The organism is Amycolatopsis sp. NPDC004772 (assembly GCF_053601215.1).
On the sequence record NZ_JBSGBK010000008.1, the window covers coordinates 1 to 14,194 of the forward strand.

The following is a 14,194-nucleotide window of genomic DNA, read 5'->3' on the forward strand; positions in this document are numbered from 1 at the left end:
TCCGCCCCGGCGGGCCGGGGGGGGCTCGCCGCCGGGGGGGCCCCCTTCCAAACCCGCTGGCGCCCGTGTGTCTACACTTGGTGGTTGTGGTAAGGCGGGTTCTAACCCGCCTTACCACTCACGACAGTGCGGCAGGTGTCAGAAGCTGCGCATGCCGGCCATCAGGCTGCGCAGCTCCACCGTCAGGTAGTTGCTGTGCGACAGCAGGGACATCAGCTGGCTCAGCGTCGTCCAGAGGAACCGGTCGTCGGGCTCGGGGGCGAAGCCGTCCTCGACCTCGATCACCAGGTAGCGGTTCTGCGCGTGGTAGAACCGGCCGCCTTCCTCGGAGTGCACGACGTCCAGCCGCACGCGGCCGGTCGGGGCGGCCAGCGCGTAGTCGAGGTAGGCCGGGCGGTGCTCCGCCGGCGCGTCGGCGTAGTTGCCGGGCTGGCAGTGCACGGTCGCGGTCAGCTCGGCGATGTTGAGCGTGCCGGCGTCGCTGCGGGCCTGCACCAGCGCGTGCAGCGTGCCGCCGATCCGCTTGACCAGCAACGCGAGCAGGCCCGACTGCCGGGGCGCCACCAGCGGCTGGGTCCACGACGTGACCTCGCGGTTGCTGGCCTGCACCGACACCGCGACGACGTCGAAGTACTTGCCGTCGCGGTGGTCGATGACCTCGTGGCCGAGCTGCCAGCCGTCTTCGACGATCTCCTTGAGCGGCACCCGGCGCTGCACCAGCTCCTGGCGGGCGCGCACCTCGGTGAGCCAGCTGAGGACGTGCCCCGGCTCGTGCCGGGGCCGGCCGCGGCCGGACAGCGAACGGTGGACCGCTTCGGCGAACGAGCCGTCGCCGTCGGTCCGGTCGTCGGGCCGCGACAGCGCGGGCGGGACGCACGCGAGGACGGTCCGGGAGTCCATGTTCACCATGTGGTCCAGCCGCAGCAGGCGGCGGATCTGGTCGAGCGTCAGCCAGCAGAAGTCCTCGTCGAGCGGGACGTCGTCATCGGTCTCCACGACGATGTTGCGGTTGCGCTTGTGCAGGAACCACGACCCCTGCTCGGACTGCAGGCCGTCGAACAGCACGCGGCCGCGGGAGCCGGGCCGGAAGTACTCCATGTACTTGGTGGCCGCGCCGCCGTGGACCTTCATGTAGTTGCTGCGGGTGGCCTGCACGGTCGGCGAGATCTGCAGGCCGTTGATGTTGCCCGGCTCCATCTTCGCCTGCATCAGGCAGTGCGGGACGCCGTCGAACCGCTTGACGAGGATGCCGAGCACGCCGATCTCCGGCTGCACGATGATCGGCTGGGCCCACTCGCTCACCCAGGGCCGGTCGGTCCGCACGCGCAGGCCCTCGACCGAGAAGAACCGGCCGCTGCTGTGCACCAGGTTGCCGGTGTCGGGCTCGAAGTCCCAGCCGGACAGGTCCGCGAACGGGATCCGGTCCACCCGGAAGCTGTTCGCGCGCGCCCGCGCGTTGAACCAGGAGTGGAAGTCCGCCATGGACATGACCGCGTCGTCGGGGCGTCCGTCCCGGGCCGTGTCCTCGTGAATCGCGCTGTGGACCACGTCACTCCCTTCCTCGGCGTCCGGCGAGCGTAGGACGGCCGCGCCGCGGCGGGCATCCCCCGACCTGATAGGACGGTCGAGGCGCTATCAGGACGAGGGATGCCCGGAGCCTGCGCGCGGTCCTAGCGTGTAGGACGGACAACGCCCGAACCGCGCGAAGGAGATCCGGTGGCCCCACTGCGCATCGGGATCATGGGCTGCGCGAGCATCGCCGTCCGGAAGCTGCTCCCGGCCATGGCGGCCCGGCCCGGCACGGAGGTCGCGGCGATCGCCAGCCGGGACGCCGGCAAGGCCGCGGACACCGCCCGGGGCTACGGCTGCCGCGCGGTCGAAGGCTACTCGGCGCTGCTGGACCTCGACGACGTCGAAGCCGTCTACCTCCCGCTGCCGAACGCTTCGCACGCCGAATGGATCGAGCGGGCGCTGGCCGCCGGCAAGCACGTGCTCGCCGAGAAACCCTTGACCACCAGCGTGTCGCGGACCCGCGAGCTGATCGCCGCCGCCCGGTCGGCCGGGCTCGTGCTGATGGAGAACGTCATGTTCCTCCACCACGGCCAGCACGTGGCGGTCCGGAAGCTGCTGGCCGACGGCGTCATCGGCGAACTGCGGGCGTTTCACGCCGCGTTCGCCGTGCCGGCCCGGCCGCCCGGCGACATCCGCCACCGCGCCGACCTCGGCGGCGGGGCCCTGCTGGACACCGGCGTCTACCCGGTGCGCGCGGCGATGTCGTTCCTGGGCAGCGAAATCGAGGTCGTCTCGGCGGTGCTCACCCGGCGCCACGGCCACCCCGTCGACTCCGCCGGGCAGGCGCTGCTGTGCACCGGCGACGGCGTCGGCGCGTCCGCGACCTTCGGGATCGACCACGCCTACCGGTCCGGGTACGAACTCTGGGGCAGCGAAGGGCGGCTCGTCCTCGACCACGCCTTCACCCCGCCCGCCGGGCACGTTCCGCTGCTGCGGCTCGAACGGAGCACGGGCGTCGAGGAAATCCCGCTGCCGCCCGACGACCAGGTGGCCAACACCCTGGACGCGTTCGCGGCCGCCGTCCGTTCGGGGCGGCTCCCCGACAACGACGACGTGCTGCGGCAGGCCGTGCTCGTCGACGACATCCGCACCAAGGCGAGGCTCCACGTCGATCACGCCACCGAGCCAGGAGGAATCCGATCGTGACGATGACCGTGCAGAAAGCGCCGTCCCAGCTGCTGGCGGCCCGGCTGCAGATCCCCCCGATCCCCTACAGCCACGCCGCCGGGTCGTGGGTCTTCGCCTCCGACGGCACGCGGTACCTCGACGGCGCCAGCGGGATCGTCAACGTGAACATCGGCCACGCCCACCCGGTGGTGGTCGAGGCGCTGCGGGACCAGGTCGGGATCTGCACCTACGCCAGCCCCGGCACGTTCGCGCCCGACCTCATGGAGCAGCTGGCCGCGGCCACCGCGCGGGCGGTGCACCGGCCGGACGACCGGGTCATGTTCACCCCCACCGGCACGCACGCGACGGAGTCGGCGATCGCGCTGGCCCGGCTGGTGCAGCGCGCCCGCGGCGAAGAGGGCCGGCACAAGATCCTGACGTCGTCGCTGGGCTACCACGGCAACAGCGCGTTCGTGCTGGCGCTGTCGGGCCACCGGTCGCGGCGGCCGCACGAGGACGACAGCTTCGGCCTCGCCCCTGCGTTCAACCCGCCCTACCCCGGCCAGCACCTCGACTGCCCGTTCCCCGCCTGCCGCGTCGAGTGCGTGCGGGCGGTGCGAGACGCGATCGTCGCGGCCGGGCCGGAGACCGTCGCCGCGGTGCTGATGGAACCGGTCAACGGCACCACCGGCGGCGGGTACGTCCCGCCGGCCGGGTACCTGAAGGCGCTGCGCGAGGTCTGCGACGAGTTCGGCGTCCTGGTCATCCACGACGAGGTCCTCACCGGGCTGGGCCGCACCGGCCTCCCGCTGGCCTCGCACCACACGCCGGGCTCGGCGGCGGACATCGTCACGCTGTCGAAGGGCCTCGGCGCCGGGTACGTCCCGCTGGCCGCCACGATGATCTCGCCGAACCTGGCCGAGGACATCATGACGAGCGGCAAGTGGCTGCCGCTGATGGGCACGATGTCGGCGACGCCGCTGCAGGGCCGGGCCGGCCTGGCGGTGTTGTCGGTGCTGGACGACCTCGGCGCCCTCGACCGCGATGAAGTCCGCGGCGCCGCCCTCGGCCGGCTCGTGGCCGACGCCGTGCGCGGCCAGTCGGTGGTGACCGACGTCCGCGGCCTGGGGTACTTCCACGGCATCGAGCTGGCCCCCGGGACCATCGGCGACGTCATGCGGATCACCAGGAGCAAGGGGCTGCTGCTGTACCCGTACGTCGGCTTCCGGCCCGACCGCACGGGTGAAGGCCTGCTGGTGGCCCCGCCGCTGAACGCGTCCGACGCCGACCTCGACTTCCTCGGCGAGACCCTGCGCACGGCGCTGACCCAGCTGAGCTGAGCACGGCAGAAGGCCCCGGGACCGCGGTCCCGGGGCCTTCTTGCGTTGCGGGAATTCAGGAAGCGGCCGCGGCCTCGGTCAGCCGGACGCGGGCGGCCCGCAGGGCCAGGCATTCGTCGTACCGCGGCAGCAGGCCCAGCTCGCCGGCCTCCCGCAGGGTCGGCGCGGCCGCGTCGCGCTCGGACAGGATCGGCTCGCCCGGCAGGTTCAGCGGCAGGCCGATCTCGGGGTCGAGCGGCTGCACGGTGAGCACCTCCGCCGGCCGGTAGAGGTCGGACAGCAGGTACTGGACGCACGTGTCGTCCTCGAGGGCCACGAACGCGTGGCCGAGGCCCTCCTCCACGTACACCGCCGTGCCGCCGTGGGCGTTGAGCACGATCATGTCCCACTGGCCGTACGTCGGCGAGCCCGTCCGCACGTCGACGACGAAGTCGAGCAGCGAACCCCGCAGGCACGTCACGAACTTGGCCAGGCCGGGCGGGGTCAGCGCGCCGTGCACACCGCGGACCACGTTGCGGCACGACGTCGAGACGTTGGTCTGCAGGAACCGCGGCCGGTAGCCGAGCGCCTCGGTCAGCACGTCTTCGCGGTAGACCTCGAAGAAGTCGCCGCGCCCGTCACCGAAGGACTTGGACGAGACGAGGTGCGCGCCGTCGATGGCGAGCGGCCGGACGGTCATGCTCCGGGTCGTGACGCTGCCCATCTCGGTCAGGACGCTTCCCGGACGAGCCGCTCGATGCGCAGCGCCACTTCGTGCGGCGACGGCAGGGCGGCGATCTCTCCGGCGAGCCCGCGCGCGGCCGCGGCGTAGGACGGGTCGGCGACCAGCTCGCCGCACGTCTTCGCGATGACCGCGGAGGTGGCTTCGTCCGGCGTCAGCACGGCCGCGGCGCCGGTTTCGGCGAGCCGGCGGGCCATGTCGCAGGCGCGGTACTGGTTGGGGTCGGGGATGAGCACCTGGGGCACGCCGTGGGCCAGGCCCGTCATCATGGTGCTGCCGCCGGTCTGGTGCACCAGGACGTCGCACGTCGGCGCGACGACGTCCAGCGGGATCCAGCCCGCCCGCACGTTCTTCAGCCGCTCGCGCAGTTCCGGCAGGGCGTCCTCGGTCACCGCGACGACGACCTCGGCGTCCAGCGTGGCGATCTGCTCGACGATGCCCTGCAGGAAGTCGTACTGGCGGTAATTCGCCACCCCGGTGCCGACGGTGACGCCGATCCGGGTGCCGGCGCCCTTGGTGTACATCCACGGTTCCACCACGGCCTGCGAGTTGCCCGGGATCCACCGCATCAGCTGCGCCGAGGCGGCGTCCGCGGTCAGCAGGCTCGGCGGCGTGATCTCGATCGTCATCGCGGGCTCGGGCAGGCCGTCCAGGCCGAGCTCGGTCAGCTGGTCGCGCAGCTGCTCCACGGCGGCGGAGTCCATCAGCGCCGGGCTGTGGATGTCCCAGGCGTGGCGCACGTACGGCACACCCAGGTGAGCGGACAGCAGGGGGCCGGCGTAGGAGGCGGCGCCACTGATGATGACGTCCGGGCGCCAGTCCTCGCTGAGCGCCAGCAGCGCGTCGAGGGTCACGTACTCCATGTGCGCGTACCAGCGGCCCGACATGATCTCGCGTTCCCGGGGATCCGCGGGCACGTGCGTCAGGCCGCTCTCGGCGATGATCTGGCGCGGGGACACCCCTTCGGCGGTCGTGCGCACGGCCGACAGCCCCACGCCGGCGATCGTGTCGAGCAGTTCGTCGACCGACGCGGTCGTCATGACCTGGTGCCCGACGTTGCGCAGCGCGTTCGCGAGGGGGACGTGGCTGAACACGGTCGACGGGGCTACCCCGGCAAGATTAAGAACCTTCACAAGATCGTCCTCCCAGGGCTGGCTCGTGGTCGGCTCCAGCTTGCCCACGCCGCCGTCCGGGGCCATCACCAACGCGGGTAGTCTCCGCCGCCCGCCCGGCACGGCCCTACCACGTTGGGGGATGTCGCCCGATCGCAGCGCTTCTAGCGTGACTTGAGCGCAAGGTCCGCGACAACCCGCACTCGTCCGTAGGGAATCGATACGACATGGTCGACTCAGCCCGATCGGACCTGCTGGCGCAGGTCCGCGACTACCACGACGCCCAGACCTCCGGGCCGGCGCCGTTCATCCCGGGGCAGACACCGATCCTGTCGTCCGGGGCCGTGCTCGACGCCGCCGACCGCGAAGCCCTGGTGGCCGCCGCGCTCGACCTGCGCATCGCCTCCGGCACCATCGCGACGAAGTTCGAGTCCTCCTTCGCCCGGAAGCTCAAGCGGCGCAAGGCGGTGCTGACGAACTCCGGCTCGTCGGCGAACCTGCTGGCGCTGAGCACCCTGACCTCGCCGACGCTGGGCGACGAGCAGCTCAAGCCGGGCGACGAGGTCGTCACGGTCGCGGCCGGCTTCCCGACCACGGTGAACCCGATCCTGCAGAACGGCATGATCCCGGTGTTCGTCGACATCGAGCTCGGCACGTACAACACGACGGCCGAGCGGGTCGAGGCCGCGATCTCGCCGCGCACGCGCGCCATCATGATCGCGCACACGCTGGGAAACCCGTTCCCCGTGGCCGAAGTCGCCGAAATCGCCAAGCGCCACAGCCTCCACCTCATCGAGGACAACTGCGACGCCGTCGGCTCGACCTACAACGGGCAGCTCACCGGCACCTTCGGCCGGTTCTCGACGGTGTCCTTCTACCCCGCCCACCACCTGACCATGGGTGAGGGCGGCATGCTGCTGTCCTCGGACATCAAGCTGGCCAAGCTCGCGAAGTCGTTCCGCGACTGGGGCCGCGACTGCTGGTGCGAGCCGGGCGAGGACGACCGCTGCCTCAAGCGGTTCGAGCTGCACCTCGGCACGCTGCCGGAGGCCTACGACCACAAGTACGTCTTCTCCGAGGTCGGCTACAACCTCAAGAGCACCGACATCCACGCCGCGCTCGGGCTGAGCCAGCTGGCGAAGCTGCCGGACTTCATCGAGGCCCGCAAGCGGAACTGGCGCCAGCTGCGCGAAGGCCTCGACGGCCTGCCCGGGCTGATCCTGCCGGAGGCGACGCCGGGCAGCGACCCGAGCTGGTTCGGGTTCATCATCACGGTGAAACCGGACGCGGGCTTCGACGTCCCGCAGGTCGTCGACTACCTCGAGGCGCGCAACATCCGGACCCGGCGGCTGTTCGCGGGCAACCTGACCCGCCACCCCGCCTACATCGGCAAGCCGCAGCGCATCGCCGGCCCGCTGACCAACAGCGACATCGTCACCGAGCGGACGTTCTGGATCGGCGTCTACCCGGGGATCACCACGGAGATGATCGAGTACGTGATCGGCACGCTCAAGGAGTTCGTCGCCACGCACTGACCGCGCGGGCGTCCACAAGGGACTGTGCGCTACCGGATCCAACACGAAAGGAAGAACCATGACCACCACTGCCGAGACTTCGGCCGAACCGGTCGACCTGTTCTCCCCGGAAGTGGTCGCCGACCCGTGGGGAGCGCACGCGGCGGTCCGCGAGGCACCGACGCTGCAGATCGGCGGCTTCATGGGCGGCCCGCCGATGTACCTGGCCGCCCGCTACGAAGACGTGCGCCAGGTCCTGATGGACCAGCGGTTCCAGTGCAACCCGCTGGCCGACTCCCCCGCCGAGGACATCCGCAACGGCGTCTTCCGGCACCTCGACATGCCGGAGGAGCTGATCCCCTGGCTGAAGAACCTCATCAACGCCTCCGACGGCGAGGAGCACGCCCGGCTGCGCAAGCTGGTCTCCTACGCGCTCACCGCGCACCGCGTCGGCAAGTTCCGCCCCCGCGTCGAGGCCCTCACCGCCGAGCTGCTCGACAAGCTGGAGGCGGCCGGCGGCGACGGCACGCCGGTGGACCTGGTCGAGGCGTACTGCTACCCGCTGCCGGTCACGGTGATCTGCGAGCTGGTCGGCGTCGACGCGGAGGACCGCCCGCAGTGGCGCGCGTGGAGTGACGCGATGGCCACCCTGGACGGCAAGCGGCTGCCCGAGGAGGTCCGCAAGACGCTCGTCGCGGCGCGCGCGATGATCGAGCGGCGGCGGGCCGAGCCGAAGGACGACATGGTCACCGCGCTCGTCGAGGCGCAGGCCAAGAACCCCGGCATCGCCACCGACGACGAGCTGGTCGGCATCCTGTTCAGCCTGGTCACCGCCGGCCACCAGACGACGACGTACCTGATCGGCAACTCGGTGCTGGCCCTGCACGAGCACCCGGACCAGCTCGCCCGGCTGAAGGCGGACCCGACGCTGTGGCCGCAGGCGGTGCGCGAGCTGCAGCGCCTCGGCCCGATCCAGTTCGGCCAGCCGCGGTTCGCCACCGAGGACATCGAGGTGGGCGGCACGGTGATCCCGCGCGGGATGCCGGTCGTGCCGCTGATCATGGCCGCCAACAGCGACCCGCGGAAGTTCCCGGAGCCGGAGAAGCTGAAGATCGACCGGCTCGCCGTCGGCAGCGAAAGCCACCTCGGCTTCGGCAAGGGCATCCACCGCTGCCTCGGCCAGCACGTGGCCTACCTGGAGGCGGAAGTGGCGCTGCGCGGGCTGTACACGCGCTTCCCGGACCTGACGCTGGCGGTTCCGCGCTCGGAGATCCCGTGGATCCTGCGGCCGGGCTTCACCCGGACCAAGGACCTCCCGGTGCGCCTGGCCACGCCGAAGTCCTGAACGGAGAAGGCCATGCGTTCGCCGAATGTGACCAAGGTGTGCTCGCTGTCCGACCTCGACGACCGGAAACCGTTCGCCGTGAAGGTCGGAGACGTCCCGATCGTGCTGGTGCGCGACGGCGACGAGGTGCACGCCCTGCGGGACGAGTGCTCGCACGCGTTCCAGCGCCTGTCGGAGGGCGAAGTGACCGACAAGGGCATCGAGTGCTGGATGCACGGCGCGTGCTTCGACCTGCGGACCGGCGAACCGTCCGTCCCGCCGGGCACCGAACCGGTGGACGTCTACCGGGTCCACGTCGAAGGTGACGACGTGTTCGTGGACGCCGGCAGCGCCGTCAACTGATCGACAAGCGAAGGGCCGCTCACGGGTTCACCGTGAGCGGCCCTTTCGGTTTCGCACGAACAACACGGGGGTCGTGAGTGGTAATCAGGGTTCTAACCCGAATTACCACTCACGACAAGCCGCGGCAGACCTTGCTAGGCCTGCGCCCCGCCCTTCAGGCGGACCGGCAGGCGCTTGAGCCGCCACGAGCCCGGCATGTTGCCGCGGTCGAGGTTCTCCGGCGGGCCGGTCAGCTCCATGTCGGGGAAGCGGTTGATCAGGCCGGTGAAGGCGACCTCGAACTCCTGCTTGGCCAGGTGCGCGCCCAGGCAGTAGTGCAAACCGGCGCCGAAGCCGACGTGGAGTTCGCGCTGGCCGTCGGTCTGGCGGCGGATGTCGAGCCGCATCGGGTCCTCGAAGTGGCGCGGGTCGTAGTTGGCCGCCACGAGCATGCCCATCGTCTTCTCGCCCTGCTTGATCTTCGCGCCGGCGATCTCGACGTCCTCGACCGCGTGCCGGAACTGCGTGCTGTGCAACGCGCCGCACCAGCGCAGCAGCTCGTGCACCGCCCCCGGCATGAGCTCGGGTTCGGCGCGCAGGGCGGCCAGCTGGTCGGGGTGGGTGAGCAGGGCGATCATGCCGTTGCCGATCGTCTGCGCGGTGTTCTCGGTGCCGGCCAGCACCAGCGTCAGCACCATGGTGATCAGCTCGGTCTCGGTGAGCCCGTCGCCGTCGTCGTCGTGCGCGTTGATCAGCCCGGTCAGCAGGTCGTCGGCGGGCTCGGCGCGGCGCAGCGCGACCAGTTCGGTGATCTGGTCGACCATGCCGCGCATCGGCTCGTTCTGCGCGCCGGGGACGAGCGAGAACGCGTCCTTGCCCCACTGCCGCCACTGGGGCCAGTAGCGCTCGGGGATGCCGATCAGCTGGCAGATGACGTTGATCGGCAGCTTGTAGGTGAAGTACTCGAGGAGGTCGACGACGCCGATGCCGTCCTCGTCGTCCACGGCCGCCTGCCGCTCCAGGTCGTCCAGCAGGCGCGCGGTGATCTCCTCCACGCGGGGGCGCAGGTCGTTGACGCGCCGCGCGGTGAAGGCCCGCGAAACCAGCCGGCGCAACCGGACGTGGTCCTCGCCGTCGGCGTCGAGCAGGCTGCTGGTGAAGATCTTGATGTACTTCTCTTCGAGCCCGAGCGCCTCGACCAGTTCTTGGTGGACCTTCTCGACGTCCGCACCGGGCACGCTGCCGGGGTTGTTCGCGAACCGCTTGTCCGCCAGCATTTCCTTGACGTCGTCGTAGCGGGTGAACAGCCACAGCGGGGTGGTCGAGCCGGGCCACAGGGCCCGCACGACGCGGCCTTCCTCGCGCAGCCGCGAGTAGCCCCCGAACGGGTCGCGGAGCAGCTCCGGATCGTTCATGTCGAGGGGGCAGGTCCCGGTGCTGCCGGTGTCCACGGGGCAGGTCTCGCTGCTGGTATCCATGTATCCCCTCCCGAGGGGCGATCAGGTGAATTCAGCCAAGATTCGCCCAGCCGGAGCGCCGGAACCATTACTCACGTGGGTAGTTCGGCCCGCCTTTGGCCTGGTAGAGGCCGGAATTCGCGATCATCGGGGAGGTTTTGCGTGCGATGTCCGGAGTGTCCTTTTCGGAAACGAACCGGCCGCGGACCGCGCCTCTCGCGAGACACGATCCGCGGCCGGTCGGAAGTTCGGGCCCCCAGTCGGTGGTTCACCCCACCGGCTGTTCAGAACCGCGGTTTCACTGCCCGGCGGCAGCCTGCGCGGCCCACAGGACGTCGCCCTCGATGTGGGACAGGCGCCAGCCGTCCGGCGTCTTGGTGGCTTCGTAGCGCATCACGGAACTGACCGTCGTCGTGGGCTGGGGACCCATCTTGCCCTGTGGCGTCTTGCTGCTGCCGATGAGCTGGTCCACGAACGCGCGCACGGTGGCCTTGTCGCCGGTCACGTCCACCAGGACGTTGGTGACGACGTGCTGGGCGCGATCCTCCTGCTTGGCCGCCTCCGCCGTCTGGGCGATGACCTTGTCGCGCCCGGTGGTGGTGCCGAAGGGGGTCTTCACGACGACGCCGTCGGCGAGCACCGTGTTCAGCTTGTCGAACTGCCGCTCTTCCATGTCGGCGTAGAACCGGTAGATCTGCTGGGTGATCTCACCTCGGTCGTCGGTCTTGGGGGCGTCCGCACCGGACGCGCTGCCGGCACCGCAACCCGCGGTGACGAGGGCGGCGAACAGCACCGCCGGCAGCCCGACCGCACGGAGGGATCCACGTGTGGTCCGACCGACTCTTCCTGCATTCATGTTCTTGGCGTCTCCTGCCTTGTTGCGATTTTCTTCCGGGTGGAAAACGGGAAGCTCATGCTTTGCGCGCGGTCAGCAGGACGTACCCCACCGCCGGTTCGTCGGCGAACTGGCGGAACCGCGAGAGTGTGGTTTCGAACTGCTGCAACCCGATGTGCTGCAGCGCCGGCTCCCGCAGCGCTTCGAACCGCTCCGCCGCCTTGTCCCACGACGGCCGGGTGTGGTCGCTGACGTCCTCGACCCGCTCGGGCACCAGCCCGGCCGCCTCGAGCCGGGAGCGGTACTCGTCGACGTCGACGAGCTTCAGCGCGCCCATCTCGACCAGGTCCACACTGGACGCGTCGGGCGTCTTCCCGCCGCCGCGCAGGATGAAGTCGCCGATCGCGATCCGGCCGCCCGGCCGCAGCACCCGGGCCGCCTGCTCGACCACGTGCCACCGGTCCGGCATGTGGTGCAACGATTCCAGCGCCCAGACGACGTCGAACGACTCATCCGGGAACGGCAGCTGCATCGCGTCGGCGAGCTCGAACGACAGCCGCCCGGCCAGCCCGGCGGCGGCCGCGCGCGCGTTCGCCCGCTCGATCTGCCCCGCCGCGATCGAGATCCCGACCCCGGTGATGTCGTGCGCGGCGGCCAGCCGGATGGCGGGTTCGCCGATGCCGCAACCGATGTCGAGCAGCCGGTCGCCCGGCTCGATGGTCAGCAGCCCGGCCAGCTTGTCGGTCAGCCGGGTGGTGGCGTCCTCGAGCGTCATGCCGCCGTCGGCGTCGTCCCAGTACCCGTGGTGCAGGTTGTCACCCCAGAGCCGGTCGAGCAGCTCCGCGAAACTGTCGTAGGCCTCGCCGACCTTGAACGGCGCCGGATTCGTCGTCACCTGTGCTCCTCAGCAGAAGTTCTTCGGGCGGGTCGCGCTCAGCCGGTGAAACCGGTGCGCAGCGGGAGTTTGTCGATGCCGGTCATGATCGGGATGGTCTTGAACACCGGACGGTCCTGCGGATCGGTGCTCAGCCGCGGGAACCGGTCCAGCAGGGTGTTCAGCGCGACGCGGCCTTCGAGCCGGGCCAGCGGCGCACCCATGCAGAAGTGGACCCCGCGCCCGAAGGACAGGTGGTTGTTGGGGTCGCGGGACGGGTCGAAGGTGTCCGGGCCGGGGAACGCGGTCGCGTCCCGGTTGGCCGCGGCGAGCCACACCATCAGCAGCTCGTCGGCCGGGATCCGCTGCCCGCTCAGCTCGACTTCTTCGTTGGTGAGCCGGGAAACGGCGGCGAACGGCGGGAGCAGCCGCAGGGACTCCTCGATCACCGGCGGCACCAGCGACCGGTCGGCGCGCACCCGGTCCTGCCACTCCGGGTAGGTGTCCAGGCAGAGCACCGCGTTGCCCAGCAGCATGGTCGTGGTGATGTGCCCGGTGAGCAGCAGCACGAAGCCGAAGTTCACGACTTCGGCGTCGCTGAGGCGTTCCCCGTCGACCTCGGCTTCGACGAGCTTGGAGAGCAGGTCGGCGCCGGGGTTCGAGCGGCGCTGCGCGACGTGCTCGGCGATGTAGCGGAGGACTTCCTCGGCGCCGTCCATGACGACCTTCTCGTCGCCGTCCGCCTCGATGAAGATCTCTTCGCGGCCGCGGAACATCATGTCCACCCACTGCTTGAACAGCGGGTGGTCCTCGGCGGGCACGCCGAGCAGCTCGGCGATGACGATGACCGGCAGCGGGTAGGCCAGCTGCTCGACCAGCTCGAACCGGTCGCGCTCGCCGACGTCGGCGAGCAGTTCCTTCGTCAGCTCCGTGATCCTCGGTTCGAGGCCCGCCACCACCTTCGGAGTGAAGACGCGGCTCACGATCTTGCGGAGCTTGGCGTGCGGCACGCCGTCCATGCGCAGCAGGTTGCCCTCGTTGACCCGGTCGTCGATCGGGATCTTGCGCTGGACCGCGGAGGAGAAGGTGGCCGGCTCGTTGAGGATCCGCAGCGCGTCGGCATGGCCGTAGACGTTCCACACCTTGGTGGCCGGGTCGAAGGTGACCGGTTCGGCCGGCGTTTGCCCGTGCAGCCAGAACAGCGACTGCGGGGCTCCCCAGGTGTCGGCAACAGCGACCATGACGTTCCCTTCGGTGGTGGCCGCGGGACGCGACCGGCCGGTGACGGCACCCCAGCCTGCCCGCCCACTCGGGGCCGGGACATCCTCAGTCCTGGTGGAATCGGTGCGCACGGCCGTCAGTCCGTCCCCAGCAGCGGCAGCACGATCGTGTCGAGGATTTCTTCGAGGGCCGCGACGGGCACGGTCTTGAGCGTGGTGAGCAGTTCCAGTTGCAGCAGGGTGAACGGCAGGGCCTTGACCCGGGCGGAGAGCCGGGCGAGGTCGACTTCGCCCCGGGCCGCCGCACGCTCGTACACGACGTCCAGCGCGTGCGGCTGGTCGTGCCCGATGACCTCGCGCAGGGCCGTGGGGTCGGTGCCGGTTTCTTCGAAGTACCCGGCCAGGTGGACGCTCATCATGGTGACGAACTCGGCCCGGGTCCGGCTGATCTCCGACATCAGGGCCAGCAGGTCGCCGCGCAGGGAGCCGGTGTCCTCGGGCGCGCGGACGCGGTTGCGCTGCAGGGCGTGGACGATCGTCGCGCGCAGCAGCTCGGACCGGTCGCTCCAGCGGCGGTACAGCACCGGGCGGCTGGTCCCGGCGCGCGCGGCGACGGCGTCCATGGTGAAGCGCGCGTAGCCGCCCTCTTCGAGCTCCTGCCAGGACGCGTCCAGCAGCGCCTGCTCCAGGACCGCGCCCCGTCGCCGCTCACCCATGCCGGCCTCCCTCAAGAAACACTTGCGCATCTTATTCACGCCAGCTTACGATGACCAAAT

13 protein-coding genes are annotated in these 14,194 nt (G+C 70.5%); 5 read left to right on the forward strand and 8 right to left on the reverse strand.

All coding sequences use genetic code 11. The annotated features are described in order from the left end of the window. Positions 1 to 138 precede the first annotated feature (138 nt). Positions 139 to 1,548, reverse strand: coding sequence for an NDP-hexose 2,3-dehydratase family protein (locus ACWEF6_RS07315; RefSeq protein ID WP_449682111.1), 1,410 nt, complete (start codon positions 1,546 to 1,548; stop codon positions 139 to 141). Between the two features lie 168 nt (positions 1,549 to 1,716). Here ACWEF6_RS07315 and ACWEF6_RS07320 point away from each other — a divergent pair, with 168 nt between their 5' ends. Both ACWEF6_RS07320 and ACWEF6_RS07325 read left to right on the forward strand, forming a co-directional pair. Beyond that, positions 1,717 to 2,718, forward strand: a complete 1,002-nt coding sequence (locus tag ACWEF6_RS07320) for a Gfo/Idh/MocA family protein (RefSeq protein WP_449682112.1) — start codon at positions 1,717 to 1,719, stop codon at positions 2,716 to 2,718. Between the two features lie 2 nt (positions 2,719 to 2,720). Next, the gene (locus ACWEF6_RS07325) at positions 2,721 to 4,019 is read left to right on the forward strand and encodes an aminotransferase family protein (protein ID WP_449682113.1); all 1,299 of its coding nucleotides are present in this window, start codon (positions 2,721 to 2,723) and stop codon (positions 4,017 to 4,019) included. Positions 4,020 to 4,074: 55 nt separating this feature from the next. On the opposite strand, the gene ACWEF6_RS07330 is transcribed toward ACWEF6_RS07325, so the two are convergent. Both ACWEF6_RS07330 and ACWEF6_RS07335 read right to left on the reverse strand, forming a co-directional pair. After that, the gene (locus tag ACWEF6_RS07330) at positions 4,075 to 4,698 is read right to left on the reverse strand and encodes a dTDP-4-dehydrorhamnose 3,5-epimerase family protein (protein WP_449682114.1); all 624 of its coding nucleotides are present in this window, start codon (positions 4,696 to 4,698) and stop codon (positions 4,075 to 4,077) included. Positions 4,699 to 4,727: 29 nt separating this feature from the next. Further along, on the reverse strand, positions 4,728 to 5,939 hold the full coding sequence (locus tag ACWEF6_RS07335) for a glycosyltransferase (protein ID WP_449682209.1): 1,212 nt from the start codon (positions 5,937 to 5,939) through the stop codon (positions 4,728 to 4,730). A gap of 140 nt (positions 5,940 to 6,079) precedes the next feature. On the opposite strand from ACWEF6_RS07335, the gene rfbH reads away from it, so the two are divergent. Genes rfbH through ACWEF6_RS07350 form a run of 3 tightly spaced genes read left to right on the forward strand, consistent with a single transcriptional unit; the run spans position 6,080 to position 9,053 of the window. Beyond that, the gene (rfbH, locus tag ACWEF6_RS07340; protein WP_449682115.1) at positions 6,080 to 7,387 is read left to right on the forward strand and encodes a lipopolysaccharide biosynthesis protein RfbH; all 1,308 of its coding nucleotides are present in this window, start codon (positions 6,080 to 6,082) and stop codon (positions 7,385 to 7,387) included. A 58-nt stretch (positions 7,388 to 7,445) separates the two neighbouring features. After that, positions 7,446 to 8,711, forward strand: coding sequence for a cytochrome P450 family protein (locus ACWEF6_RS07345; RefSeq protein ID WP_310967746.1), 1,266 nt, complete (start codon positions 7,446 to 7,448; stop codon positions 8,709 to 8,711). A 12-nt stretch (positions 8,712 to 8,723) separates the two neighbouring features. After that, positions 8,724 to 9,053, forward strand: coding sequence for a non-heme iron oxygenase ferredoxin subunit (locus ACWEF6_RS07350; RefSeq protein WP_310967747.1), 330 nt, complete (start codon positions 8,724 to 8,726; stop codon positions 9,051 to 9,053). Positions 9,054 to 9,187: 134 nt separating this feature from the next. On the opposite strand, the gene ACWEF6_RS07355 is transcribed toward ACWEF6_RS07350, so the two are convergent. The 5 genes from ACWEF6_RS07355 to ACWEF6_RS07375 form a co-directional block, all read right to left on the reverse strand. After that, on the reverse strand, positions 9,188 to 10,510 hold the full coding sequence (locus ACWEF6_RS07355; protein ID WP_449682116.1) for a cytochrome P450 family protein: 1,323 nt from the start codon (positions 10,508 to 10,510) through the stop codon (positions 9,188 to 9,190). A 277-nt stretch (positions 10,511 to 10,787) separates the two neighbouring features. Continuing rightward, positions 10,788 to 11,282, reverse strand: a complete 495-nt coding sequence (locus ACWEF6_RS07360; protein ID WP_449682117.1) for a nuclear transport factor 2 family protein — start codon at positions 11,280 to 11,282, stop codon at positions 10,788 to 10,790. Between the two features lie 118 nt (positions 11,283 to 11,400). Next, positions 11,401 to 12,219, reverse strand: a complete 819-nt coding sequence (locus ACWEF6_RS07365; RefSeq protein WP_449682118.1) for a methyltransferase domain-containing protein — start codon at positions 12,217 to 12,219, stop codon at positions 11,401 to 11,403. A gap of 38 nt (positions 12,220 to 12,257) precedes the next feature. After that, positions 12,258 to 13,439, reverse strand: a complete 1,182-nt coding sequence (locus ACWEF6_RS07370; protein WP_449682119.1) for a cytochrome P450 — start codon at positions 13,437 to 13,439, stop codon at positions 12,258 to 12,260. Between the two features lie 116 nt (positions 13,440 to 13,555). Then, positions 13,556 to 14,134 (reverse strand): TetR/AcrR family transcriptional regulator, encoded by a 579-nt coding sequence (locus ACWEF6_RS07375; protein ID WP_449682120.1) that lies wholly within the window; start codon positions 14,132 to 14,134, stop codon positions 13,556 to 13,558. Positions 14,135 to 14,194 lie beyond the last annotated feature (60 nt).